This window comes from Pseudomonas sp. PDM16 (assembly GCF_014851865.1).
GTDB lineage: Bacteria > Pseudomonadota > Gammaproteobacteria > Pseudomonadales > Pseudomonadaceae > Aquipseudomonas.
On record NZ_JACVAM010000009.1, the window covers coordinates 1 to 24,518 of the forward strand.

General features: G+C 62.9%; 20 protein-coding genes. 14 read left to right on the plus strand and 6 right to left on the minus strand.

Annotation, left to right across the window (positions count from 1 at the left end; translation table 11 throughout):
- The 8 genes from IB234_RS24255 to IB234_RS22790 all read left to right on the plus strand — a co-directional run.
- Positions 1-614: RHS repeat-associated core domain-containing protein (locus tag IB234_RS24255; RefSeq protein WP_192322133.1), on the plus strand; the 614-nt coding region annotated here is incomplete at its 5' end.
- Between the two features lies 1 nt (position 615).
- Positions 616-1,230: an Imm43 family immunity protein gene (locus IB234_RS22760; RefSeq protein ID WP_192322134.1), complete on the plus strand. Its 615-nt coding sequence runs from the start codon at positions 616-618 to the stop codon at positions 1,228-1,230.
- A gap of 444 nt (positions 1,231-1,674) precedes the next feature.
- Positions 1,675-1,764: a K(+)-transporting ATPase subunit F gene (gene kdpF / locus IB234_RS22765; RefSeq protein ID WP_192322135.1), complete on the plus strand. Its 90-nt coding sequence runs from the start codon at positions 1,675-1,677 to the stop codon at positions 1,762-1,764.
- Positions 1,765-1,772: 8 nt separating this feature from the next.
- Positions 1,773-3,461, plus strand: a complete 1,689-nt coding sequence (gene kdpA / locus IB234_RS22770; protein ID WP_192322136.1) for a potassium-transporting ATPase subunit KdpA — start codon at positions 1,773-1,775, stop codon at positions 3,459-3,461.
- A gap of 11 nt (positions 3,462-3,472) precedes the next feature.
- Positions 3,473-5,521 (plus strand): potassium-transporting ATPase subunit KdpB, encoded by a 2,049-nt coding sequence (gene kdpB, locus IB234_RS22775; RefSeq protein ID WP_192322137.1) that lies wholly within the window; start codon positions 3,473-3,475, stop codon positions 5,519-5,521.
- 51 nt (positions 5,522-5,572) lie between these two features.
- Positions 5,573-6,148 carry a potassium-transporting ATPase subunit KdpC gene (gene kdpC, locus IB234_RS22780; protein ID WP_192322138.1) on the plus strand — a complete coding sequence of 192 codons (576 nt, stop codon included), beginning with the start codon at positions 5,573-5,575 and terminating at the stop codon, positions 6,146-6,148.
- Positions 6,145-8,796 carry a sensor histidine kinase gene (locus IB234_RS22785; protein ID WP_192322139.1) on the plus strand — a complete coding sequence of 884 codons (2,652 nt, stop codon included), beginning with the start codon at positions 6,145-6,147 and terminating at the stop codon, positions 8,794-8,796. The genes kdpC and IB234_RS22785 overlap by 4 nt, the downstream gene beginning before the upstream one ends.
- 2 nt (positions 8,797-8,798) lie before the next feature.
- Positions 8,799-9,491: a response regulator gene (locus tag IB234_RS22790; RefSeq protein WP_192322140.1), complete on the plus strand. Its 693-nt coding sequence runs from the start codon at positions 8,799-8,801 to the stop codon at positions 9,489-9,491.
- A gap of 155 nt (positions 9,492-9,646) precedes the next feature.
- Here IB234_RS22790 and IB234_RS22795 read toward each other — a convergent pair whose 3' ends face one another.
- On the minus strand, positions 9,647-10,117 hold the full coding sequence (locus tag IB234_RS22795; RefSeq protein ID WP_192322141.1) for a Dps family protein: 471 nt from the start codon (positions 10,115-10,117) through the stop codon (positions 9,647-9,649).
- Between the two features lie 134 nt (positions 10,118-10,251).
- Positions 10,252-11,364, minus strand: coding sequence for an HD domain-containing phosphohydrolase (locus IB234_RS22800; protein WP_192322142.1), 1,113 nt, complete (start codon positions 11,362-11,364; stop codon positions 10,252-10,254).
- Positions 11,365-11,628: 264 nt separating this feature from the next.
- Between IB234_RS22800 and aspS the strand changes: the two genes are divergently transcribed.
- Complete coding sequence (gene aspS, locus IB234_RS22805) at positions 11,629-13,404, plus strand: aspartate--tRNA ligase (RefSeq protein ID WP_192322143.1); 1,776 nt, start codon at positions 11,629-11,631, stop codon at positions 13,402-13,404.
- A 77-nt stretch (positions 13,405-13,481) separates the two neighbouring features.
- On the plus strand, positions 13,482-14,231 hold the full coding sequence (locus IB234_RS22810) for a YebC/PmpR family DNA-binding transcriptional regulator (protein WP_192322144.1): 750 nt from the start codon (positions 13,482-13,484) through the stop codon (positions 14,229-14,231).
- A gap of 10 nt (positions 14,232-14,241) precedes the next feature.
- Here the strand turns inward: IB234_RS22810 and IB234_RS22815 are convergent, their stop codons facing one another.
- The 4 genes from IB234_RS22815 to IB234_RS22830 form a co-directional block, all read right to left on the minus strand.
- Positions 14,242-15,426 carry a glycosyltransferase family 4 protein gene (locus tag IB234_RS22815; protein WP_192322145.1) on the minus strand — a complete coding sequence of 395 codons (1,185 nt, stop codon included), beginning with the start codon at positions 15,424-15,426 and terminating at the stop codon, positions 14,242-14,244.
- Positions 15,427-15,567: 141 nt separating this feature from the next.
- Positions 15,568-16,554 carry an alpha-L-glutamate ligase-like protein gene (locus tag IB234_RS22820; RefSeq protein WP_192322146.1) on the minus strand — a complete coding sequence of 329 codons (987 nt, stop codon included), beginning with the start codon at positions 16,552-16,554 and terminating at the stop codon, positions 15,568-15,570.
- Positions 16,555-16,558: 4 nt separating this feature from the next.
- Positions 16,559-18,085, minus strand: a complete 1,527-nt coding sequence (locus tag IB234_RS22825; protein WP_192322147.1) for an inactive transglutaminase family protein — start codon at positions 18,083-18,085, stop codon at positions 16,559-16,561.
- Between the two features lie 5 nt (positions 18,086-18,090).
- A complete protein-coding gene (locus IB234_RS22830) occupies positions 18,091-18,627 on the minus strand; it encodes an ATP-dependent zinc protease (RefSeq protein ID WP_192322148.1) in 537 nt (178 codons plus the stop codon).
- 284 nt (positions 18,628-18,911) lie between these two features.
- On the opposite strand from IB234_RS22830, the gene IB234_RS22835 reads away from it, so the two are divergent.
- The 4 genes from IB234_RS22835 (at position 18,912) to acnD (ending at position 24,444) form a co-directional block, all read left to right on the plus strand.
- A complete protein-coding gene (locus tag IB234_RS22835) occupies positions 18,912-19,634 on the plus strand; it encodes a GntR family transcriptional regulator (protein WP_192322223.1) in 723 nt (240 codons plus the stop codon).
- Positions 19,631-20,518, plus strand: coding sequence for a methylisocitrate lyase (gene prpB / locus IB234_RS22840; protein ID WP_043307367.1), 888 nt, complete (start codon positions 19,631-19,633; stop codon positions 20,516-20,518). Before IB234_RS22835 ends, prpB begins: the two co-directional genes overlap by 4 nt.
- 154 nt (positions 20,519-20,672) lie before the next feature.
- The gene (prpC, locus tag IB234_RS22845) at positions 20,673-21,833 is read left to right on the plus strand and encodes a 2-methylcitrate synthase (protein WP_192322149.1); all 1,161 of its coding nucleotides are present in this window, start codon (positions 20,673-20,675) and stop codon (positions 21,831-21,833) included.
- A gap of 1 nt (position 21,834) precedes the next feature.
- Entirely contained in the window at positions 21,835-24,444 is a 2,610-nt protein-coding gene (gene acnD, locus IB234_RS22850; protein WP_192322150.1) for a Fe/S-dependent 2-methylisocitrate dehydratase AcnD, read from the plus strand.
- Positions 24,445-24,518 lie beyond the last annotated feature (74 nt).

A 24,518-nucleotide genomic window follows, 5' to 3' on the forward strand; every position in this document is an offset into this window, starting at 1 on the left:
AGGAACAGGAAAACCCTGTAGAACAGAGACTGAGATTCCAAGGGCAGTACTACGATCAGGAAACAGGGCTGCACTACAACCGGTTCAGGTACTACGATCCGGATATCGGGCGCTTCATCAGCCAGGATCCAATCGGCTTAAGGGGAGGGAACAATAACTACCAGTACGCGCCCAACCCGCTCGGATGGATCGATCCATTCGGTTTAAAGAAAAGCAAAGGAAGCAAAAGACTGAGAGATGCTTTAGGGGCATTAAGTGGTGATTGCCACCAAGCGCATCACTTGATCCCTGAGGAGGTAATGGACGATAAGGCTTTTGCCAAGTTGTTCCAGCGACTTAGTGAGTTAGGTTTTGATCGCGATGGCGCGGGTAACGGCATCATGTTGCCTGGCAACGAGGAACTAGCAAGAGCCACCGGATTGCCAGGGCATTGGAGTAATCACAAAGACTATACGAAATTCATTAAAGAAAAAATTATAGCTTTAAATAGTGAGTGGAAAGAAGGTATGGATGATATGCAGTTGATTTTGGGGATCAAAGAGATTCAGATGTCTGCCAGAAGTGATATTGAAGGTGGTAAGTTTGAGATTAGCCCGAATTGCAGGTTGATGTAATATGAGGTGGTATATTGTAGATTACGATATTTCCGGAAAAAAAGGATGTCCTCCTTATCTGAAGGGGGAGCTGAATCATGATTGGGAGTGGGATGATTATGATCCTGATCCATTTAAGTTTGAAATCAGCGACGATTATGTATTTAAGGCTCGACATAATTTCTTGAATTTTGACTTTTGGGACAGCGGTCCTTTAGTGTCAGAGAGATTTGTGAAGATTTGTGAGCGGTTTGGAGTTGCATTCAGACTAGTGCCTGTGCGTATGATCCAGTCAGGAGGGGAGGAGGCTGAGAAGAAATATTATTATATTCTCTTGGATGGTCAATATGGTGCTCTGGATTATAAGGAGTCCAAGTTGAAATTTTATACAGACCTACGAACTGGAGAGGTGTTGTATAGAAAGCATTGTCCTACTATTCCTCGGATTATCTCGGTGTATAGGGCGGTGATTGATAATGAAAGGATTTTGGGCAAGCATATTTTTAAGTGTGTGGACTTTTCTGGCAAGCTCGTATGTAGTGAGGAATTTAAGGTAGAGTGTGAGGAAAATAGTTTGCTAGGCGTTAAATTTATTGAGATAGATGAGGGTTTTCAGTATTTGGGGGTGGGAGGATGAAGTTTGCTGGGAGGTGAGTGGATGTTTGTCAACTTCGATATTGTGGGGCAATACTTGGAATAGTATAGCTTGATGGTGCTTTGGCGTGGGCAATACGGCGAGGATTGCGCGACCCGCACGGCTGAGCATGGATGTCCAAGGTAATTGTCCCGATTAAGCGGTGAGAGCAGCAGGTCGAACCTATTGAGCAGAACCTGATATTCCTGGGGCGGTACTACGATCCGGACTGCAGGCTTTGCATCTGTAGAGGTGCAGCTTGAGCATCGGGCCTCGCGGTGTTGCTGGTTTCGTCGATGCTCCCGTGGACTGATTTGTCGCTGTTATAAAGCCCGCCAATTTTTACATTTTCTTTATGGCCTACTGGCTTTCAGAGAATCGTTCCTTTACGTCACTCCGTTGAAGAATTCGCTCACAGCGGCGTAGCCCGCATTACGGAGCGATCACATGAGCATTCTCAACGGGGTGTCCCTGGGCCTGGCCTTGGGGCTGTTCATCTACCTGCTGGTGGCGCTGCTGCGCGCCGAGCGAGGCTAGGAGGCCCCATGCAACTTCAAGACTACGGGTTGATCCTGGCCTTCTTCGTCCTGGTCCTGGCGCCTGCGCCTTGGCTGGGACGCTACCTGTACCGTGCGATGGAGGGTGAACGGACTCTGCTGACCCCGTTGTTGGGGCCGGTGGAGCGGCTCTGCTACAAGGTCGCCGGCGTCGACGCCAAGTCCGACCAGGACTGGAAGACCTACGCCCTGGCGATGCTGGCCTTCACCCTGGCCAGCTTGGCGCTGCTATTCGCCATTCTGCTGTTGCAGGGACTGCTGCCGCTCAACCCACAGCAGCTGCCGGGCCTGGAGTGGACCCTGGCGTTCAACACTGCGGTGAGCTTCGTCAGCAACACCAACTGGCAGGCCTATAGCGGCGAGGCGGCGCTCAGCTACTTCAGCCAGATGGTTGGCCTGACCGTGCAGAACTTCGTCAGCCCGGCGGTGGGCCTGGCCATTCTGGTGGCTTTTGCCCGCGGTATCTCTCGCAAGTCGAGCAGCGGCATCGGCAACTTCTGGGTCGACCTGACCCGCGCCACGCTCTACGGCCTGCTGCCGTTCTGCGTGATCTTGGCGCTGCTGCTGGTCTGGCAGGGCGTGCCGCAGACCTTCATGGACTATCCCCAGGCCAAGACCCTGATGGGCACCGACCAGACCATTCCGCTCGGTCCTGCGGCCAGCCAGATCGCCATCAAGCAGCTCGGTACCAACGGTGGCGGCTTCTTCGGCGTGAACTCGGCGCACCCTTTCGAGAACCCCACGGCGCTGAGCAACCTGCTGGAGCTGGCGGCGATCATCCTGATCCCGGTGGCGCTGGTGTTCAGCTTCGGCCACTACGTCAAGGATCTGCGCCAGAGCCGCGCGATCCTGGCCAGCATGCTGATCCTGTTCGTCATCGGCCTGGGCATCACCCTGTGGGCCGAATACCAGCCGAACCCTGCTCTGGCGGCGTTGCCGATCGAGCAGGCCGGCTCGCTGGAGGGCAAGGAGAGCCGCTTCGGTATCGCCGCCTCGGCACTCTGGGCGGTGACCACCACGGCCGCGTCCAACGGCTCGGTCAACGCCATGCACGACAGCTTCAGCGCCATCGGCGGCATGATCCCGATGTTCAACATGATGCTCGGCGAAGTGATCTTCGGCGGCGTCGGCGCCGGTCTCTACGGCATGCTGTTGTTCGTTCTGATCGCCGTGTTCCTGGCTGGCCTGATGATCGGCCGCACCCCGGAATACCTGGGCAAGAAGCTGGAAGCCCGCGAGGTGCGCCTGCTGGTCGCCACTCTGCTGGTAATGCCGATCGGTGTGCTGGTGTTCTGTGCCCTGGCCGTGAGTCTGCCGGGCCCGGCGGCCTCGGTGACCAACCCAGGCGCACACGGCTTCAGCCAGGCGCTGTACGCCTACACCTCGGGTACCGCCAACAACGGCTCGGCCTTCGCTGGCTTCGGCGCCAACACGCCGTTCCACAACATGATGATCGGTTTCGCCATGTTACTCGGTCGCTTTGGCTACATCCTGCCGATCCTCGCGATCGCTGGCAGCCTGGCCGCCAAGAAGCGCGCACCGCTGGGCAACAACAGCTTCCCCACTCATGGTCCGCTGTTCGTCACCCTGCTGACCCTGACCATCCTGCTGGTCGGCGGTCTCACCTTCCTGCCTGCGCTGGCCCTGGGCCCGCTGGCCGAACACCTGGCGTTCTAAGGGAGAACCATATGAATGCCCCCACTCGTGCGCCTAGCGGCGCCGTGCAAACCTCCAAGACCAGCTTCCAGGCGCTGTGGCAACCAGCCCTGAAACAGGCCTTCGTCAAACTCGATCCGCGCCAGCTGAAGCGCTCGCCGGTGATGCTGGTGGTGGAACTGACCGCCATCCTCACCACCGTACTGTGCTTCATCCCCAACCCGGCGGTGAGCGTCGGTCTGGCCGTTCAGATCGCTCTGTGGCTGTGGTTCACCGTGCTCTTTGCCAACTTCGCCGAGGCTCTGGCCGAGGGGCGTGGCAAGGCTCGCGCCGACAGCCTCAAGGCCGGTAGTCAGGGCCTGACCGCGCGGCGCAAGGTCGGCGAGCAGTTCCAGATCGTGGCCGCTAGCCAACTGCGTAAGGGCGACATCGTCCGCGTCGAAGCCGGCGAGCTGATTCCCGGTGACGGCGAGGTCATCGAGGGTATCGCTGCAGTCAACGAGGCGGCCATCACTGGTGAGTCCGCGCCAGTGATTCGCGAGTCCGGTGGCGACCGCTCGGCCGTCACCGGCAACACCCGCGTGGTGTCCGACTGGCTGCTGGTACAGATCACCGCCAATCCGGGCGAATCGACCCTGGACCGCATGATCGCCCTGGTCGAGGGTGCCAAGCGCCAGAAGACCCCCAACGAGGTGGCGCTGGATATCCTGCTGATCGGCCTGACCCTGATCTTCCTGCTGGTGGTGGCTACCCTGCAGCCGTTCGCCCGCTACGCCGGTGGTGATCTGCCACTGGTGTACCTGGTGGCGCTGCTGGTGACCCTGATCCCGACCACCATCGGCGGCCTGCTGTCGGCCATTGGTATCGCCGGCATGGACCGCCTGGTGCGTCTCAACGTGATCGCCAAGTCCGGTCGCGCGGTGGAAGCGGCGGGGGATGTGCACACCCTGTTGCTGGACAAGACCGGCACCATCACCTTCGGCAACCGCCGCTGCAGCGCGCTGGTCAAGGCGCCGGGCGTCAACGGTCGCGATCTGGCCGAAGCGGCGCTGCTGGCCTCGCTGGCCGACGACACGGCCGAGGGCAAGTCCATCGTCGAATACCTGCGCGGTCTCAGTCCGGTCGAGGCGCCGGAGCGTGGTTCGGTACGCGGCATCGCCTTCAGCGCCGAGACGCGCCTGTCCGGTGCCGACTGGAACGGCCGCAGCTTCCGCAAGGGCGCCGTGGATGCCGTGCTGCTGTACCTGGGCATGACTCGTGAGGAGATGCCCGAGCATCTGGCGCGCGAGGTCGACAAGATTGCCCAGAGCGGCGGTACGCCGTTGCTGGTGGCTGGCGACAATCGCCTGCTCGGCGCCATCCACCTCAAGGACGTGGTCAAGCCCGGCATCCGCGAGCGCTTCGCCGAGCTACGTGCCATGGGCATCCGCACGGTGATGGTCACCGGAGACAACCCGCTGACTGCTGCCGCCATCGCCGCTGAGGCCGGTGTCGACGACGTGATCGCCGAGGCCACGCCGGAGAAGAAGCTGCAGCGCATTCGCTCCGAGCAGGCCGAAGGCAAGATGGTCGCCATGTGCGGCGACGGCGCCAACGACGCCCCGGCGCTGGCTCAGGCCGACGTTGGTCTGGCGATGAACGACGGTACCCAGGCTGCCCGCGAAGCCGCCAACCTGGTCGACCTGGACTCCGACCCGACCAAACTGCTGGACGTGGTGCAGGTGGGCAAGGAGCTGCTGGTGACCCGTGGTGCGCTGACCACCTTCTCGGTGGCCAACGACGTGGCCAAGTACTTCGCCATTCTCCCGGCGCTGTTCGCTGGCATCTACCCGCAGCTCGGTGCACTCAACCTGATGCAGCTGCACAGCCCGCAGAGCGCCATCCTCTCGGCCATCGTGTTCAACGCGCTGATCATCATCGCGCTGATTCCCCTGGCCCTGCGCGGTGTGCGCGTAGAGGCGGCCGACGCTGCCAGCCTGCTGCGCCGCAACCTGCTGATCTACGGCCTGGGCGGCATCCTTGCGCCCTTCGTGGGCATCAAGCTGATCGACGTGCTGCTGACCACCCTCGGCCTGGTCTGACCCTGAGCCGCCCCGGCTGCCGGGGCGGTTCCGAATTTCTGGAGAAACGACATGCTCAAGCAACTCCGTCCGGCCCTCGGCATTCTCGGCCTGATGACCCTGATCACCGGCGTGGCCTATCCACTGCTGGTCACCACCGTGGCCCAGGTGGCCTTCCCCGAGCAGGCCAACGGCAGCCTGCTGCGTGACGACCAAGGCCAGCTGCTCGGCAGCGCGCTTCTGGCACAGAACTTCGAGGGTTCGCAGTGGTTCCAGCCGCGCCCCTCGGCCGCTGGTTTCGCCACTGTGTCTAGCGGTGCTAGCAACCTGGCGCAGAGCAACCCTGCCCTGGCCGAGCGTATCGCCAAAGATGCCCAGCGCCTGCTGGGCGAGGGCAGTACTCCGGTGCCGCTGGAGCTGGTTACCACCTCGGCCAGTGGTCTCGATCCACATCTGTCGCCGGCTGCCGCGCGCTGGCAGGTGGCGCGCATCGCCGCTGCCCGGCATCTGCCGAGTACCAGTCTTGAGCGGCTGATCGAGCAGCACACCGAGCGTTCGCTGGTCGGTCCCGACGTGGTCAACGTGCTGGCGCTGAACCTGGCACTGGCGGACAATCGCGCCTTCGCCGTGAACGAGAACAGCCCATGAGTGATGCGCTACGCGCCGATGCATTGTTGGCTGAAATGCCCCGTGAGGGCCGCGGCCGGCTGAAGGTCTTCCTCGGCGCGGCACCTGGCGTAGGCAAGACCTACGCCATGCTGCAGGCAGCGCAGGCGCAGTTGCGCCAGGGCGTCGACCTGCGCGTTGGCGTGGTCGAGACTCACGGCCGGGCAGAGACCGAGGCGATGCTCACCGGTCTGCCGCAACAGCCGCTCAAACGCGTGGAATACCGCGAGCGGCCGCTGCAGGAGATGGACCTCGATGGCCTGCTGGCCAGGCCGCCGCAGCTGGTATTGGTGGACGAGCTGGCCCACAGCAACGCCCCCGGCAGCCGCCACGCCAAGCGTTGGCAGGACGTACAAGAGCTGCTCACCGCCGGCATCGACGTGTACACCACGGTCAACGTGCAGCACCTCGAGGCGCTCAACGATCAGGTCCGCGACATCACCGGCGTGCAGGTGCGCGAAACCCTGCCGGACTGGGTGCTGCAGGAGGCCGACGAGATCCTGCTGATCGACCTGCCGCCGCGCGAACTGCTCGAACGTTTGCGCGAAGGCAAGGTGTACGTGCCGGAGCAGGCGCGTGCGGCCATCGACGCGTTCTTCTCGCAGACAAACCTCACCGCATTGCGCGAACTGGCGATGCACACCGCCGCCGCGCGGGTGGATGCCGACCTCAACCGCCGCTATCGCCAGCAGGGCCAGGAAGCACCGAGCGTACGCGGCCGCCTGCTGGTCGGCATCGACGGCGATGGCCAGGCCGAGCGCCTGGTGCGCCACGCCAGCCGAGTCGCCGAACGCCGCCATCTGCCCTGGTCGGTGGTGCACGTGGACACCGGTGGCCCGCGCGACGAGGAGCGCCTGGGCAACCTGCAGGCGGCCCAGCAACTGGCCGAGCGCCTGGGCGGCGAGGTAGTCAACCTGCGTGCCGGTGAAGTTGCCAGCACCTTGATCGCGCATGCCCACGAGCGTCGTGCCAGCCTGATTCTGGTTGGCCGCAGTCGTCAGCGTCTGCGCCGGCGCTGGCGCTTCGGTCGCGGCCTGGCCGAGCGTCTGCTGGCGGACGGCAATGGCCTGGAGATCAGCGTGCTGGATACCGAGGCCGAGCTGGCGCCGGCGCGGCCTCGGGCGCGCGCGCCGCTGGCCTGGCGCGACTATTTGCTGGCGCCCCTGGCGACCGCCGTGGCCAGCAGCGCCGCCCTGGGCCTGGCGCAGCTTGTGCAGTTGCCGAACATCTCGCTGATCTTCCTCGCTGCCGTGCTGGTGGTAGCGGTGCGCAGCTCCTTGGGTCCGGCACTGCTCTGTGCCGGCCTGTCGTTCCTGGCCTACAACCTGCTGTTCATCGAGCCGCTGCTGTCGCTGAAGATCGACCGCCAGCAGGACGTGCTTACCCTGCTGTTCTTCCTGCTGATGGCCGGCCTGACCGGCAACCTGGCCAGTCGCCAGCGCCGCCAGCTACAGGCCCTGCGCCAGACCCAGGCGGAGACCACGGCGCTGCTCGACCTGTCGCGCAAATTGACCGTGGCCACCGACCGCCAGGCGGTGTTTTCCGCGGCCACCCAGCAGTTCGGCCTGTGGCAGGAGATCGAAATCAGCCTGCAGTCGCGCGGCCGCGATGGTGTGTGGAAGAACGAGGCGGGTGTGCAGCGCCTGCTCACCGAACAGGAGCGCGCCGCCGCCGACTGGTCCTGGCAGCACGCCCAGCCAGCCGGGCTCGGCACCGGTACCCTGCCGGGCGGGCGCTGGTGGTGGTGGCCGCTGGCCGGCGAGGAGGGGCCGCTGGCCCTGCTCGGCGTGGCACCGAAGGACGAGCGGCCGCTGACCCCGGAGCAGCGCCGCCTGATCGCCGCCCTTGGCCAGCCGTTGGCCCAGGCCCTGGAGCGCGCCCAGCTGGCGGCGGACCTGGAGGCGGCGCGCCTGCACGGGCAGACCGAGGAGCTGCGCAGCGCGCTGCTGGCATCGGTGTCCCACGACCTGCGTACGCCATTGACGGCCATGCGTGGCTCCATCGACAGCCTGTTGGCCCTCGGCGAGCAGATTCCCCTGGCCGATCGCCGCGAGTTGCTGGAGGGCACCCGTGACGAGGCCGAACGTCTGGATCGTTATATCCAGAACCTGCTCGACATGACTCGTCTCGGCCACGGCGGCCTCAAGCTGGCGCGCGACTGGGTGGCGCCGGCGGACATTGTCTCCAGCGCTGTGCAGCGCCTGCGCCCGGTGCTGGCGCCACTGCAGGTGGAGTTGCAGGTGCCGGCGCAGCTGCCGCTGCTCTATGTACATGCGGCGCTGATCGAACAGGCTTTGGTCAACGTACTGGAGAACGCTGCACGCTTCTCGCCGGTGCACGGGCGTCTGCGAGTAGCGGTGGACAGTGACGCGGAGGAGCTGCGCTTCTCGGTCAGCGACCAGGGCCCCGGTATCCCGGAGGCGGAGCGGGAGAGGATCTTCGATATGTTCTATACCGCTGCCAGGGGCGATCGCGGCGGCCAGGGCACTGGCCTGGGCCTGGCGATATGCCAGGGCATGCTCGGCGCCCACGGCGGCCGGGTCACGGTGGGCGAGGGCTTGGATGGTCGTGGCGCCAGCTTGGTCCTGCACCTGCCGCTGCATCCGCAACCGCAGCTCGAGGAAGAGTAGGTATGGCCAGCAATGCCACGACCATCCTGGTGATCGACGACGAGGCGCAGATTCGCAAGTTCCTGCGCATCAGCCTCAATGCCCAGGGTTACCGTGTGCTGGAGGCGGGCAGCGGCAGTGAAGGCCTGGCCCAGGCCGCGCTGGAGCGGCCGGACCTGGTGGTGCTTGATCTCGGCCTGCCGGACAAGGATGGCCAGCAGGTGCTCAGCGAGCTGCGCGAATGGTCACAGGTGCCGGTGCTGGTGCTCTCGGTGCGCGCCAGCGAAGGCGAGAAGGTCAAGGCTCTGGACAGCGGCGCCAACGACTACGTGACCAAGCCCTTCGGCATTCAGGAGTTCCTCGCCCGGGTGCGTGCGCTGCTGCGCCAGGGCGCTGTGGGCGAGCCGCAGGAGGCCGCCGCGCAGAGCGGTTCGTTGCAGGTGGATTTCGCCTATCGGCGGGTGACCCTGGCGGGCGCCGAGGTGGCGCTGACGCGCAAGGAGTACGCGGTGCTGGCCATGCTCGCGCGGCATCTGGGGCGGGTGGTGACCCAGCAACAGCTGCTCAAGGATATCTGGGGCCCGACCCATGTCGAGGACAGCCACTACCTGCGCGTGGTGGTCGGCCATCTGCGGCAGAAGCTCGGTGACGACCCGGCGGCGCCGCGTTTTGTCCTGACCGAGCAGGGAGTCGGTTATCGACTCAGGGACGAGTAGCGACAGCGAGTTTCTTGAGGCGATGCAGCATGTACATCTGACAAGCCGCACGCGTCGGCTCGATCAAGTCGATCCATTATACGAGAAAGCCCCGAAAGATTTCTTCCGGGGCTTTGCAGTGCCGGATTGCGCCGGCGCGATCCGGTTTTGCTGGCTCAGGCGGCCAGCAGGCTGCGCAGCATCCAGGCAGTTTTCTCGTGCACCTGCATGCGCTGGGTCAGCAGGTCGGCCGTGGGTTCATCGCTGACTTTGTCCAGGAGCGGGAAGATGCCGCGAGCGGTTCGTACCACTGCCTCTTGGCCCTGAACCAGCAGCTTGATCATGTCCTCGGCGCTGGGTACACCTTCCTCTTCCTTGATCGAAGACAGGCGGGCGTAGGCGGCGTAGGTGCCCGGAGCTGGGAAGCCAAGGGCGCGAATACGTTCGGCAATGGCGTCGACGGCCAAGGCCAACTCGGTGTACTGCGCCTCGAACATCAAGTGCAGTGTGTTGAACATCGGGCCGGTGACGTTCCAGTGGAAGTTGTGAGTCTTCAGATACAGGGTGTAGGTGTCTGCCAGCAGACGGGACAGCCCCTCGGCGATGGCAGCGCGATCCTGTTCAGCAATGCCGATGTTGATTTCCATACCTTTTCTCCTCAGATGGCCGGAGCAGAAGCTCCTCTTGATGGCGGCAGCCTACCATAGGCCGTGTGGTTGACGATTTGGCTAGAATCAATCGAAGTCATGCTTGGAGGCTATCGCCCTACCTGCGGTTCCGCTTAAAGATGTGCGAGTTTCGGGTTGTCCTGCAGCGTTCGGTTGAAGACCTCCACCCAGTAGGCGCTGAACTGCTGCCCGGCCAGGTTGTTGATTTCCAGGATGGCACGAAGGCGAGGGCGCTTGCTCATGGTTTGGTGAGCTCGCTCATGGGTGCGTGCGTCGAATGTATCGACGATGTTCAGGAGCAGGGCGCCTGGGTGGATCTCCATTTCTCGCAGCCCCTTCGGATACCCGCTTCCGTCCGCATGTTCCTGATGCTGGAGAATGATTTCCCCGGCTTCGCTCCAGGCAGGCATGCGCTTGAGCAGCTCCGAGGCCTGGCGGGGGTGAGACTGCATCTGCCGACGCTCTTCGCGGCTCAGTTCGCCTTCTTTGTGCAGTACGTCCAGGGGCAGGAAGGCCATGCCCAAGTCATGCAGGCATGCCGCCGCTGTCAACTGTTCCGGCTCCACCGGTGTGCCGGCCGATTCGTTCATGGCCAGCGCCAATTCGAGCAGGCGGGTGCCCCTTCCGTGCCAGTAGGGGGATCGGCGCTCGCTGGCGCTCATGAGCTCGGCGAAGAACTGCAGATCTGAATTCGCGATTACACCGTATACCGCTAGTAGCTGGGTGAACTGCTCGTGACTGATCTCGACGGGTTGCAAGCGGGTCTCTGGCGCTAGATGCTGCAGGAGTGTGCGGCGAATTTCGGTCTGGCGCGAGCCGGGAGCTGCCGCCAGGGCCTGCAGGGCCTGGCATTGGCTGGCGATCTGCTGCGGGTCTACATCGGGGGAGAGCCCCAGGGCTGAATCGATCAGGTTGCGCAGCTGGTCGAGGCTGAGCAAGAGGATATCGCCGAGCAGGCTATCGAATTGCAGTGCTCCTTCACGCAGACGATCAAGCACGTCCTCCATCGCCTGTGGCAATGGCAGCAAATGGCCCAGCTCGACGTAGCCGAGGCTGCCTTTTACGGTGTGTACCAGGCGGAACAGCTCGCGCAACCTCGCTCCGTCCTGTGGGTGGCGCTCCAGTTCAATCAGCAGTTGCTCGCAGCGTGGTAGCTGCTCGGCGGTGTCGAGGCGAAACTCCTCCAGCAGATCACTGGGTATGTCGGCGGCGCGTGCAAGGGCCATGGGACTGTCTCCACGGGGCTGAGCTCTGAGTATAGAAAGGCCGCGGACGATAGGCTGCAAGGGTGCGATTAACCCTATATAATCCCGCCCCTTGTCTCCGGATGCGGAAGCGCATTGGTCAAGGCGCGGCGGCGCCATTGATCGAGTTTTTCCTGCGATTTCCCCTCCGAATTGAAGAAAATGCCCGCTGCAATTCAGCGGAAGCCTGCCGGGGTCAGCCCCAGGCGCGAATTCAAGACTGATCTAGAGAAGCGAACCACGACCATGATGCGCAGCCACTATTGCGGCCAATTGAACGAGAGCCTGGACGGCCAGGAAGTCACCCTTTGCGGTTGGGTTCACCGCCGTCGCGACCATGGTGGCGTGATTTTCCTCGACATCCGTGACCGTGAAGGCCTGGCCCAGGTGGTGTTCGATCCGGATCGTGCCGAGACTTTCGCCAAGGCCGACCGCGTGCGCAGCGAGTACGTAGTCAAGATCGTCGGCAAGGTACGTGTACGCCCCGAAGGTGCGCGCAACGCCAACATGGCCTCCGGTGCCATCGAAGTGCTCGGCTACGAGCTGGAAGTGCTGAACGAGGCGGAAACCCCGCCGTTCCCGCTCAACGAATACAGCGATGTGGGTGAAGAAACCCGCCTGCGCTACCGCTTCATCGACCTGCGTCGCCCGGAAATGGCCGAGAAGCTGAAGCTGCGTTCGCGCATCACCAGCAGCATCCGTCGTTACCTCGACGACAACGGCTTCCTCGACGTCGAAACCCCGATCCTCACCCGTGCCACTCCGGAAGGCGCGCGCGACTACCTGGTGCCGAGCCGTACCCACGCCGGCAGCTTCTTCGCCCTGCCGCAGTCGCCGCAGCTGTTCAAGCAGCTGCTGATGGTGGCCGGCTTCGACCGCTACTACCAGATCGCCAAGTGCTTCCGCGACGAAGACCTGCGTGCCGACCGTCAGCCGGAATTCACCCAGATCGACATCGAGACCAGCTTCCTCGATGAAAGTGACATCATGGGCATCACCGAAACCATGATCCGCAACCTGTTCAAGGAAGTGCTGGGTCTGGAGTTCGGTGAGCTGCCGCACATGACCCTGGCCGAAGCCATGCGTCGCTTCGGTTCCGACAAGCCGGACCTGCGTATTCCGCTGGAGCTGGTGGATGTCGCCGATCAGCTGAAAGATGTCGACTTCAAGGTCTTCAGTGGTCCAGCCAATGATCCCAAGTGCCGCATCGCCGCCCTGCGCGTGCCGGGCGCCGGCAGCATGCCGCGCAGCAAGATCGACGACTACACCAAGTTCGTCGGCAACTACGGTGCCAAGGGCCTGGCCTACATCAAGGTCAACGAGCGTGCCAAGGGTGTCGAAGGTCTGCAGTCTCCGATCGTGAAGAACATTCCGGAGGCCAACCTCAACGTGATCCTCGATCGCGTCGGCGCGGTAGACGGCGACATCGTGTTCTTCGGCGCCGACAAGACCAAGATCGTCTGCGATGCTCTGGGCGCTCTGCGCATCAAGGTCGGTCACGATCTGGAACTGCTCACCTGTGAGTGGGCGCCGCTGTGGGTCGTTGACTTCCCGATGTTCGAGGAAAACGACGACGGCAGCCTGACCGCCATGCATCACCCGTTCACCGCGCCCAAGTGCACCCCGGAAGAGCTGGAGGCCAACCCGGCCGCCGCCCTGTCCCGCGCCTACGACATGGTGCTCAACGGTACCGAGCTGGGTGGTGGTTCGATTCGTATCCACGACAAGGCCATGCAGCAGACCGTGTTCCGCGTGCTGGGCATCAGCGAAGACGAGCAGCAGGAGAAGTTCGGCTTCCTGCTCGACGCCCTGAAGTTCGGTGCTCCGCCCCACGGCGGCCTGGCCTTCGGCCTGGACCGCCTGGTAATGCTGATGACCGGCGCCAGCTCGATTCGTGAAGTGATCGCCTTCCCGAAAACCCAGAGCGCGGCGGACGTGATGACCCAGGCTCCGGGTGTGGTCGATGCCAAGGCGCTGCGCGAGCTGCACATCCGCCTGCGCGAACAGCCCAAGGCTGAATAAGCGGTAGCAACAGGAGCCTGGCATGCCAGGCTCCTTGCATTTCAGGCACTACAAAACCGAAAGAAACGGAGTGAGTTATGGCCGGTCATTCCAAATGGGCCAACATCAAGCACCGCAAGGGGCGCCAGGACGCCAAGCGCGGCAAGATCTTCACCAAGCTGATTCGTGAGCTGACCGTGGCCGCCAAACATGGCGGTGGAGTGCCTGCGGACAACCCGCGCCTGCGTCTGGCGGTGGACAAGGCGTTGACCGCCAACATGTCGCGTGACGTGATCGATCGGGCCATTGCCCGTGGCGCCGGCAACACCGAAGCAGACAACATGACCGAGCTGAGCTACGAGGGCTACGCGCCGAGTGGCGTAGCGATCATCGTTGAGGCCATGACCGACAACCGCAACCGTACTGCCGCCGACGTGCGCCATGCCTTCACCAAATGCGGTGGCAATCTCGGCACCGACGGTTCGGTGGCCTATATGTTCGAGCGCAAGGGGCAGATCGCTTATGCGCCAGGCGTGGATGAGGATGCGTTGATGGAGGCGGCCCTGGAGGCTGGCGCCGACGACGTGGAAATGGGCGAGGAGGGCTCGGCGCTAGTGTCGACCAGTTTCGCCGACTTTCATGCTGTCAACGAGGCGCTGGTTGCCGCCGGCTTCAAGAGCGAGGAGGCGGAAGTCGCGATGATTCCCTCCGTCAGTGCCCCGATCACTGATCTCGATACTGCCAAAAAAGTGCTCAAGCTGATCGATATGCTGGAAGATCTGGATGACGTGCAGAACGTCTATCACAACGCAGAAATTCCCGACGAGATCATGGAGCAGCTGGACTGACTACTGACTCTCAGGGCTGACCCATGCCTGGGAGGAGGCTCGCCTGATGCAGGTGTGCCTCGAACTGGGCAATGATCTGTGACCAGCCCTGCTTCCCGGCATGCTGCCGTGCATTCAGACGGGTGCGGCGCAGGCTTTCCGAGTCCTGCAGCAGCCATTGCGCGGCCTCGATGAAGGCCTGTTCGTCTCCGGGGCTGGCCAGCGCGCCATTGTGGCCGTGGCGGATATGCAGCGCGGCGGCGGCCTGGTCGAACGCGACCACGCCAAGGCCTGAGGCCAGGGCTTCCAGCAGCACATTGCCAAAAGTCTCGGATAGGCTGGGGAACAGGAACAGGTCGCCACTGGCATAGTGCGTAGCCAGTTCTTCGCCCCGCTGCACGCCGCAGAACACAGCGTCGGGCAGTTCTTGCTCAAGCTGTGCACGCAGCGGCCCATCCCCGACGATCACCAGTTTCATGCGACGTTGTGGCAGGGAAAGCTTCAGGACCTGATAGGTACGCACCAGCAATTGCAGGTTCTTCTCCGCCGCCAGACGGCCTACATGCAGGATGGCCGTCTCGTTTTCGGTCAGACCCCATGTGGCGCGCAGCTCGGAGGAGCGTCGTGTGGGATGGAAGAGCTGCCCATCTACTCCGCGAGCCAGTAGCTCCAGTCGTTCGAAGCCGCGTCGTTGCAGCTCCAGTCGCTGACTGGGGCTGGGTACCAGCGTTAGGCGGGAGCGATTGTGGAACCATCGTAGGTAGCCGGTGAGCAGGCGGGTGAGTAGGCCTAGTCCATAGTGGTCACTGTACTGCTGGAAGTTGGTATGAAAGCCGCTCACAACTGGAATGCCCAGGCGCCGCGCAGCTCGCAGTGCAGAGAGTCCGAGCGGCCCCTCTGTGGCGATGTAGAGAACGTCTGGTCTGTTGCGTTGCCAGCGACGTAGCAGCTTGTGCAGTGACGATTGCCCCCACTGCAGTCCTGCATAGCCTGGTAGTGGCCAGCCGCGCGTCAGGAGTAGTTCATCGTTGCTTGCACCCGTCTCGTCGACCTGTCGAGGGCGCACCAATTGCAGGCGATGGCCGCGATCACGCAGGCCCTGGCAGAGGCGGCCCAGAGTGTTTGCGACGCCATTGACCTCTGGAGGATAGGTCTCGCTAACGAGAGCGATGTGCAGGCTTGTGACATTCATGGCAGCAGTCTGGACCGATGCCATTGCGCGTACGTGACGAGTGAGTGACCGAATCATGACGGGCCTGGCCCGTGCGCGTTGCTGGTGCTGCGATAGAGAGGGGCTGTATCTGTGGGAGGTGCTCGGCTGGACTTTGCCGTCTTGCGGCAAGCCCGGCCGGGCCGGTCAGACTTCTTTCGGCTTGATGTGGCCGAACAGTTGCTGGGAGAAACGCACGCGGTCTTCCACGCTCTCCTTCACGTCATCCTTTGCTAGCTCGGCCAGCCGCGCTTCTACGGCATGGGCACGGTGGGTCAGGCCGCAATCGTTGGCGATCTGGATGTTCAGGCCTGGGCGGGCGTTGAGCTCGAGGATCAACGGGCCCTTGTCCACGTCCAGCACCATGTCCACGCCGATATAGCCCAGACCGCAAAGCTCGTAGCAGCCGGCCGCGAGCTTCATGAAGCCGTCCCAGTTGGGCAGCTGCACGCCGTCCACTGCGTTGGTGGTGTCCGGGTGCTTGGTGATCTTGTTGTTCAGCCAGGTGCCGCGCAGGGTCACGCCGGTTGCCAGGTCCACACCGACACCGATAGCGCCCTGGTGCAGGTTGGCCTTGCCGTTGGACTGTCGAGTCGGCAGGCGCAGCATGGCCATCACCGGGTAGCCCATCAGCACGATGATGCGGATGTCCGGCACGCCTTCGTAGCTGATGCTCTTGAAGATCGGGTCCGGGGTTACCCGGTATTCGATCAGTGCGCGGTCGCGGTGGCCACCCAGCGAGTACAGGCCGGTGAGGATGCTCGACAGCTGGTGCTCGATGTCTTCCTGGCTGACGATCTTGCCTGAAACGGTCTTGAAGCGGCCTTCGAACTTGTCGGCGATGACCATGATTCCGTCACCGCCAGCGCCCTGCGCCGGCTTGATCACGAAATCGGTGCGTCCGCCGATGATCTCGTCGAACTTCTCGATCTCCTTTTCCGTGGAGATGATGCCGTACATCTCCGGCACATGGATGCCGGCCTCGATGGCCCGCTCCTTGGTGATGATCTTGTCGTCGACGATCGGGTACAGGTGCCGTTTGTTGTACTTCAGCACGTAGTCCGCGTTACGCCGGTTGATACCCATGATGCCTTTGGCCTCGAGGGCTTTCCACGTCTTGATCAGACCGAACATGGGCTCAATCCTTCAGGAACGCTTTGAAGCGGAACAGCTCGGTCAAGCGGTAGCCGCGGTAGCGACCCATCGCCAGCATGAAGCCCACCATGATCAGCAGTACCGCCGGGAAGGTGAAGATGAAGTAGGTCAGCTCCGGGATGGTCATCAGCAAGTGCGCCAGGGTGGCTGCGAACAGCGTGCCGACGGCCACCTTGAAGGCATGGGTGCCGCCACGCTCTTCCCAGGTGATGGACAGGCGCTCGATGGTCATGGTCAGGATCACCATCGGGAACAGGGCGACGGACAGGCCGCGTTCCAGGCCGAGCTTGTGGCTGAACAGACTGATCACTGCGATCAGCACCACCACGAATGTCAGCACCACCGACAATCGAGGCAGCATCTGCAGCTTCAGGTGCTCAAGGTACGAGCGCAGCGACAAGCCGAGAGCGGTGATGATGGTGAACAGCGCGATGCCGAAGCCCAGCTGGGTCTCACGGAAGGCCAGGGCGATCAGTACCGGGGTGAAGGTGCCGAGAGTCTGCAGGCCACCGAGGTTGCGCAGGATCAGGATCACCAGCACGCCGATCGGGATCATGATCATGATCTGGTAGGTCTGCTGGGTTTGCAGCGGCAGGCCGTACAGGGAGTACTCAAGGAAATCGACGTCGGTGTTCTCGTCAGTCAGCTTGGCCAGGCGGATGGCGTTCATCTCGCTGTTGTTCAGGGTGAAGCTGACTTGCGGCTTCTTGCCGCCTTCGATGCTGACCAGCGGCTCGTCGCCGGTCCACCAGACCACGCGGTCGACCGGCAGGCCCTGTTCACCGGTTTCCGGGTTGAAGTACAGCCAGTTCTCGCCATTGAAACTGCGCAGCCACAGTTCCGGTGTCTGCTGGGCATCGGCGATCAGGCGGATGGTGTGTACGCGCTCCATCGGTACGTGGGCGATGGACAGCAGCAGGTCGATCACCTTGGCCTTGTTGGCGGTGGAGGCGTCGCCGCCGAGCAGCAGCTTGACGTTGTCATCGCCAACATTGTTGACACGCTTGATGGTCTCGCTGATGAAGGTCTGCACGTCCGCCGAATGCTGACGGATAGGGGCGAGCAGGGCTTCGGCGGCGAGCTTCTCGGCTCCCTCTACCGAGATGCTGTCGCGGAAGATCGGGCCCTTTGCCTTGGCCGGCTCACCGCTGTAACGCTTGGTCAGCACCAGGCGGTAGTAGAGGGTCTGGTTACCATTGGCGCGGCGGGCGGACCAGGTCAGCTTGCGGTTGCCATCCACACGGTTGACGCTCACGCCATAGTTGTTCGAGATGAAGCTCTCGTTGAGGCTGACGTAGTCCTGGTTCAGCGGTGGTACGAACATCTGTACCTTCACCGGCTCGCGCGGGCTTGCCTGGAATTCGACCTTGGCGTCGATGTTCCACAAGTCGTCGGTCTCGTCCTCGGTCACCGGGATGCCGAGGATGAAGATCTGGTAGGCCGTGACCAGAACGCCCACTGTCACCAGGAGGGTGATAAGGACTTTCAGATGCAGGGTAAGAGAGCGCATGAGAATTACTCGGCAGAGTTTGCGTCGGGGGTGCAGCCAGGTTTACCAGCAGCATATTTAAGACTGGGATCGACCACGGCATCCAGGCGTTTGAGCGCTTCGGAGCCGATCAGCAGCGGGTATTGGAATGCGCTGCGGTCGGTCAGGTTCACTTCGATGGTGCGCAGAGCCTTGCCCATGCACAGTTCCAGTTCGATCACCGGGCGGGCAGTGTAGGTCTTGCCTTCCTCGGGGTCGAAGTCACCAGCGCGGCGCTTGATCTTGCTGATACGCGCCAGCGGGCGCTCGATCGCGTGCTCGTGGGCCTCATCGATGGCTAGGTAGAAGCGCACCCAGGTCTCCCCGTCACGTTTGAAGCGTTTGATGTCGCGGGCGCTGAGGGAAGCGGTCTTGGCACCGGTGTCGAGTTTAGCGGCGACTTCCAGATCGAGATCGTTGAGGCTGACGTATTCGTTGAGACCATAAACGGTCTTTTCGGCGGCGACACTCAGGCCGGGAAGCAGGCTGCAGCTGAGGATGATGGCGAAAGGCTTGAGTCGCATAAATCCTTTGATGGGTCGCGTCGTCGGGGCGGCGGCAGTGCGCGAAGCAGGCCGATGGAGTCTAGCAGGCAGGGAGGTAGCCTGGGCGGGTTCGTGCAGGCCGCATTCTAACATGGGGTTTTTCTGCCGCGACAGCCGCTTATGAGCGTTTCTGCAGGTTGTTTGCTCGGTTGAGCGGGGTTTTTCTTTGCTCTGAGATTGTCGACAATCTTGTTGTTCGTCATTGACGAAATGGGTATTTAGAGCATATTTTGCTCCTACTTCAATTGGATCTGTTGACAATGATGCTTGAGTCTCCGGAGTCGTTCAGTGTTGATCAGGGTGATTCGGAAACCCTGGCCGAGCACGTGTTTCGACGCATCCAGGCAGCCATCGTGCAGGGCGAGATTCCACCCGGCAGCAAGATTTCCGAGCCCGAGCTGGCGCGCACCTACGGCATCAGCCGTGGACCACTGCGGGAGGCCATCCACCGTCTGGAGGGACAGAGGCTGCTGGTTCGAGTTCCGCACGTTGGAGCCCGGGTGGTCTCGCTCAGCCATGCCGAGCTGATCGAGCTGTACGAGATTCGCGAGTCGCTGGAAGGCATGGCCTGTCGGCTGGCCGCCGAGCGCATGAGTCAGGCCGAAATCGATGAGCTGCGCCGCGTGCTGGAGCTGCACGAGCAGGATGCTGCCTTCAAGGCCGGCGTCGGCTACTACCAGCAGGAAGGCGACTTCGACTTTCACTACCGGATCATTCAGGGCAGCGGCAACCGCACGCTGACGCAGATGCTCTGTGGCGAGCTGTACCAGCTGGTACGCATGTATCGCCTGCAGTTTTCCACCACGCCGAATCGCCCACACCAGGCCTTCGCCGAGCACCACCGTATTCTCGATGCCATCGCCGACCGTGACGGCGAACTGGCCGAGCTACTGATGCGCCGTCACATCGGCGCCTCCAAGCGCAATATCGAGCGCCACTACAAGGAAGCGCTCGCCAACCCGTCCAAAACACGAGGTGAGTCATGAGTGTAAGAACCCCCGGCCAGCGCTTCCGCGACGCCATCGCAGCCGAGCAGCCGCTGCAGGTGATTGGCGCGATCAACGCCAACCATGCGCTGCTGGCCAAACGCGCAGGCTTCCAGGCCATCTACCTGTCGGGTGGCGGTGTCGCGGCGGGCTCCCTGGGCCTGCCGGACCTGGGTATCAACACCCTGGATGATGTGCTCACTGACGTACGCCGCATCACTGACGTCTGTGATCTGCCGCTGCTGGTGGATATCGACACCGGCTTTGGCCCCAGCGCCTTCAACATCGAACGCACCATCAAGAACCTGATCAAGGCCGGCGCTGCTGCTGCCCACATTGAGGATCAGGTCGGCGCCAAGCGTTGTGGTCATCGCCCGGGCAAGGAAATCGTCTCCTGCGAGGAGATGGTCGACCGTGTTCGCGCTGCCGCCGATGCCAAGACCGACCCGAACTTCTTCCTGATCGCCCGTACCGACGCCATCCAGGCCGAGGGTGTGGACGCCGCCATCGAGCGCTGCCAGCGCTATGTGGAGGCGGGCGCCGATGGCATCTTCGCCGAAGCCGCCTATGACCTGCCGACCTACAAGCGCTTCGTCGATGCGCTGAATGTGCCGGTGCTGGCCAACATCACCGAGTTCGGCGCGACCCCGCTGTTCACTCGTGACGAGCTGGCCTCGGTCGGCGTGGCCATCCAGCTCTACCCGCTGTCGGCCTTCCGCGCCGCCAACAAGGCGGCGGAAAGTGTCTACACCTCGATCCGCCAGAACGGCCACCAGAAGGACGTGATCGAGCTGATGCAGACCCGTGCCGAGCTGTATGACCGTATCGGCTACCACGCCTTCGAGCAGAAGCTCGATGCGCTGTTCGCCGCCGGCAAGAAGTAACCACCAGCCTGGCATGGTGAATGACGCTCCGCTGTCATTCGCCGCAGGCACCCTCGGCGGATTGAGATGTCTGCCGACCGCATTCGAACCGAACGACAGGCCTTGAGGCCTGCGCAACAAGAACAAGCAACCGGATTTGATGAGGAGACACGCGATGAGCGCTACCGCAGAAACCACCACCGGCTTCAAGCCTAAGAAGTCCGTGGCGCTGAGTGGCACCGCCGCTGGCAACACCGCCCTGTGCACCGTTGGCCGCACCGGCAACGACCTGCACTATCGTGGCTATGACGTCCTGGATTTCGCCAATCGCTGCGAGTTCGAGGAAATCGCCCATCTGCTGGTCCATGGCAAGCTGCCCAACACCGCCGAACTGGCCGGCTACAAGGCCAAGCTGAAAGCCCTGCGCGGCCTGCCGGCTGGCGTGAAGGCCGCCCTGGAAACCCTGCCGCCGTCAGCCCACCCGATGGACGTGATGCGCACAGCCGTGTCCGTGTTCGGCTGCCTGTCGCCGGAGAAGGACGACCACAATCATCCGGGTGCCCGTGACATCGCCGACAAGCTCATGGCTTCGCTGGGCTCCGCGCTGCTGTACTGGTACCACTTCAGCCACAACGGCAAGCGCATCGACGTCGAGACCGACGACGACTCTATCGGCGGCCACTTCCTGCACCTGTTGCATGGCGAGAAGCCGCGCGAGTCCTGGGTGCGTGCCATGCACACCTCGCTCAACCTGTACGCCGAGCACGAGTTCAACGCCTCCACCTTCACCTCCCGGGTGATCGCCGGTACCGGCTCGGACATGTTCAGCTGCATCGCCGGTGCTATCGGCGCGCTGCGCGGCCCGAAACACGGCGGCGCCAACGAAGTGGCCTTCGAGATTCAGAAGCGCTACGACAACCCGGACGAGGCCGAGGCCGACATCCGTGCCCGTGTCGAGAAGAAAGAAGTGGTGATCGGCTTCGGTCATCCGGTCTACACCGTGGCCGACCCGCGCAACAAGGTGATCAAGGAAGTCGCCCAGCAGCTGTCGAACGAGCAGTCCAACACCAAGATGTATGACATCGCCGAGCGCCTGGAAACCATCATGTGGGACATCAAGAAGATGTTCCCCAACCTCGATTGGTTCAGTGCCGTGAGCTACCACATGATGGGCGTGCCCACCGCGATGTTCACCCCGCTGTTCGTTATCGCGCGCACCGCCGGCTGGTCCGCCCACGTCATCGAGCAGCGCATCGACGGCAAGATCATTCGCCCGAGCGCCAACTACACCGGTCCCGAGGACCTGAAGTTCGTGCCGCTCAAGGACCGTAAATAAAATGAACACCAACTACCGTGAACGCCTGGCCGGCACCGATCTGGATTACTTCAACGCCCCTGCGGCCGTCGAGGCGATCCAGGCGGGCGCCTGGGCCAAATTGCCCTATACCTCGCGCGTGCTGGCCGAGCAGCTGGTGCGCCGCTGCGAGCCGGAGCTGCTGACGCCCGCCCTGGAGCAGCTGATCTACCGCAAGCGCGACCTGGACTTCCCCTGGTACCCGGCGCGCGTGGTCTGCCACGACATCCTCGGCCAGACCGCGCTGGTCGACCTGGCCGGCCTGCGCGACGCCATCGCCGAGCAAGGCGGCGACCCGTCCAAGGTGAATCCGGTGGTGCCGACCCAGCTGATCGTCGACCACTCACTGGCTGTGGAAGCGCCGGGCTTCGATCCGGATGCCTTCGAGAAGAACCGTGCTATCGAGGATCGCCGCAACGAGGATCGCTTCCACTTCATCGAGTGGACCAAGACCGCGTTCAAGAACGTCGATGTGATCCCGGCCGGCAACGGCATCATGCACCAGATCAACCTGGAGAAAATGAGCCCGGTGATCCAGGCGCGCGGCGGCATCGCGTTCCCCGACACCTGCGTCGGCACCGATTCGCACACTCCGCACGTGGACGCCCTGGGCGTGATCGCTATCGGCGTCGGTGGCCTGGAAGCCGAGACCGTGATGCTCGGCCATCCGTCGATGATGCGCCTGCCCGACATCGTCGGCGTCGAACTGACCGGCAAACGCAAGCCGGGTATCACTGCCACCGACATCGTCCTGGCCATCACCGAGTTCCTGCGCAAGGAGCGTGTGGTTGGCGCCTACGTCGAGTTCTTCGGCGAAGGGGCGGACAGTCTGTCGATCGGCGACCGCGCGACTATCTCCAACATGTGCCCGGAATACGGCGCCACTGCCTCGATGTTCTACATCGACGGCCAGACCATCGACTACCTCAAGCTCACCGGTCGCGAGCCCGAGCAAGTGGCGCTGGTGGAAAATTACGCCAAGACCCTCGGTCTGTGGGGCGATGCGCTGAAGACCGCCGAATACGAGCGCGTGCTGAGCTTCGACCTGGGCCGCGTGGTGCGTAACATGGCCGGCCCATCCAACCCGCACCGCCGCCTGCCGACCTCGGCGCTGGCCGAGCGCGGCATTGCCGACGAAGCCAAGCTGCAGTCCGGCAAGGCCGAGGAAGCCGAAGGCCTGATGCCCGATGGCGCGGTGATCATCGCCGCCATCACCAGTTGCACCAACACCTCCAACCCGCGCAACGTGGTTGCCGCGGGGCTGGTGGCGAAGAAGGCCAACGCGTTGGGCTTGATCCGCAAACCCTGGGTCAAGACTTCCTTCGCTCCTGGTTCGAAAGTCGCCAAGCTGTACCTGGAGGAGGCCGGCCTGCTGCCGGAACTGGAGAAGCTCGGCTTCGGCATCGTCGCCTACGCCTGCACCACCTGTAACGGCATGTCCGGTGCACTGGACCCGGTGATCCAAAAAGAGATCATCGACCGCGACCTGTACGCCACCGCCGTACTCTCGGGCAACCGCAACTTCGACGGTCGTATCCATCCGTACGCCAAGCAGGCTTTCCTGGCGTCGCCGCCGCTGGTGGTCGCCTACGCCATCGCCGGTACCGTGCGCTTCGATATCGAACAGGATGTGCTGGGCACCGATAAGAACGGCAACCCGGTTACGCTCAAGGACCTGTGGCCGTCCGACGAGGAGATCGACGCCATCGTCGCCTCCAGCGTCAAGCCGGAGCAGTTCCGCCAGATATACATCCCGATGTTCGATCTGGGCAGCGTGCAGGAAGCGGAAAGCCCGCTATATGACTGGCGACCGATGTCCACCTACATCCGCCGCCCTCCGTACTGGGAAGGCGCGCTGGCCGGCGAGCGTACGCTCAAGGGCATGCTGCCGCTGGCGATCCTGCCGGACAACATCACTACCGATCACCTGTCGCCATCCAACGCCATCCTGATGGACTCGGCGGCCGGCGAGTACCTGCACAAGATGGGCCTGCCGGAGGAGGACTTCAACTCCTACGCCACCCACCGCGGCGACCACCTGACCGCCCAGCGCGCCACCTTCGCCAACCCGCAGCTGGTCAACGAGATGGTCGTGGTCGATGGTGCGGTGAAGAAGGGTTCGCTGGCCCGCGTCGAGCCGCAAGGCCAGGTCATGCGCATGTGGGAGGCCATCGAAACCTACATGAACCGCAAGCAGAACCTGATCATCGTCGCTGGCGCCGACTACGGCCAGGGCTCGTCTCGTGACTGGGCGGCCAAGGGCGTACGTCTGGCGGGTGTGGAAGTGATCGTCGCCGAAGGCTTCGAGCGTATCCACCGCACCAACCTGGTGGGCATGGGCGTGCTGCCGGTGGAGTTCAAACCGGGCACCACCCGCCTGACCTTGGGTCTGGACGGCACCGAGACTTACGACATCAAGGGCGAAGTCTCGCCGCGCTGCGACCTGACCCTGGTGGTCAATCGCCGCAATGGCGAGGTGGTCGAGGTGCCGGTGACCTGCCGCCTCGACACCGCTGCCGACGTCAGTGTGTACAAGGCTGGTGGCGTGTTGCAGCGCTTTGCCAAGGACTTCCTCGAAGGCGCGGTAGCCTGATGTAACGACTCCGCTCCGCCAATGGCGGGGCGGACCTCTTCTCGCAGGGCCGGGTCAGTTCGACCCTGCATCGA

What these genes read in the sequence shown, in the direction of transcription:
- IB234_RS22760 (WP_192322134.1), top strand. Translation starts at nt 616, where the DNA reads ATGAGGTGGTATATTGTAGATTACGATATTTCCGGAAAAAAAGGATGT.
- kdpF (WP_192322135.1), top strand. Translation starts at nt 1,675, where the DNA reads ATGAGCATTCTCAACGGGGTGTCCCTGGGCCTGGCCTTGGGGCTGTTC.
- kdpA (WP_192322136.1), top strand. Translation starts at nt 1,773, where the DNA reads ATGCAACTTCAAGACTACGGGTTGATCCTGGCCTTCTTCGTCCTGGTC.
- kdpB (WP_192322137.1), top strand. Translation starts at nt 3,473, where the DNA reads ATGAATGCCCCCACTCGTGCGCCTAGCGGCGCCGTGCAAACCTCCAAG.
- kdpC (WP_192322138.1), top strand. Translation starts at nt 5,573, where the DNA reads ATGCTCAAGCAACTCCGTCCGGCCCTCGGCATTCTCGGCCTGATGACC.
- IB234_RS22785 (WP_192322139.1), top strand. Translation starts at nt 6,145, where the DNA reads ATGAGTGATGCGCTACGCGCCGATGCATTGTTGGCTGAAATGCCCCGT.
- IB234_RS22790 (WP_192322140.1), top strand. Translation starts at nt 8,799, where the DNA reads ATGGCCAGCAATGCCACGACCATCCTGGTGATCGACGACGAGGCGCAG.
- IB234_RS22795 (WP_192322141.1), bottom strand. Translation starts at nt 10,117, where the DNA reads ATGGAAATCAACATCGGCATTGCTGAACAGGATCGCGCTGCCATCGCC.
- IB234_RS22800 (WP_192322142.1), bottom strand. Translation starts at nt 11,364, where the DNA reads ATGGCCCTTGCACGCGCCGCCGACATACCCAGTGATCTGCTGGAGGAG.
- aspS (WP_192322143.1), top strand. Translation starts at nt 11,629, where the DNA reads ATGATGCGCAGCCACTATTGCGGCCAATTGAACGAGAGCCTGGACGGC.
- IB234_RS22810 (WP_192322144.1), top strand. Translation starts at nt 13,482, where the DNA reads ATGGCCGGTCATTCCAAATGGGCCAACATCAAGCACCGCAAGGGGCGC.
- IB234_RS22815 (WP_192322145.1), bottom strand. Translation starts at nt 15,426, where the DNA reads ATGGCATCGGTCCAGACTGCTGCCATGAATGTCACAAGCCTGCACATC.
- IB234_RS22820 (WP_192322146.1), bottom strand. Translation starts at nt 16,554, where the DNA reads ATGTTCGGTCTGATCAAGACGTGGAAAGCCCTCGAGGCCAAAGGCATC.
- IB234_RS22825 (WP_192322147.1), bottom strand. Translation starts at nt 18,085, where the DNA reads ATGCGCTCTCTTACCCTGCATCTGAAAGTCCTTATCACCCTCCTGGTG.
- IB234_RS22830 (WP_192322148.1), bottom strand. Translation starts at nt 18,627, where the DNA reads ATGCGACTCAAGCCTTTCGCCATCATCCTCAGCTGCAGCCTGCTTCCC.
- IB234_RS22835 (WP_192322223.1), top strand. Translation starts at nt 18,912, where the DNA reads ATGCTTGAGTCTCCGGAGTCGTTCAGTGTTGATCAGGGTGATTCGGAA.
- prpB (WP_043307367.1), top strand. Translation starts at nt 19,631, where the DNA reads ATGAGTGTAAGAACCCCCGGCCAGCGCTTCCGCGACGCCATCGCAGCC.
- prpC (WP_192322149.1), top strand. Translation starts at nt 20,673, where the DNA reads ATGAGCGCTACCGCAGAAACCACCACCGGCTTCAAGCCTAAGAAGTCC.
- acnD (WP_192322150.1), top strand. Translation starts at nt 21,835, where the DNA reads ATGAACACCAACTACCGTGAACGCCTGGCCGGCACCGATCTGGATTAC.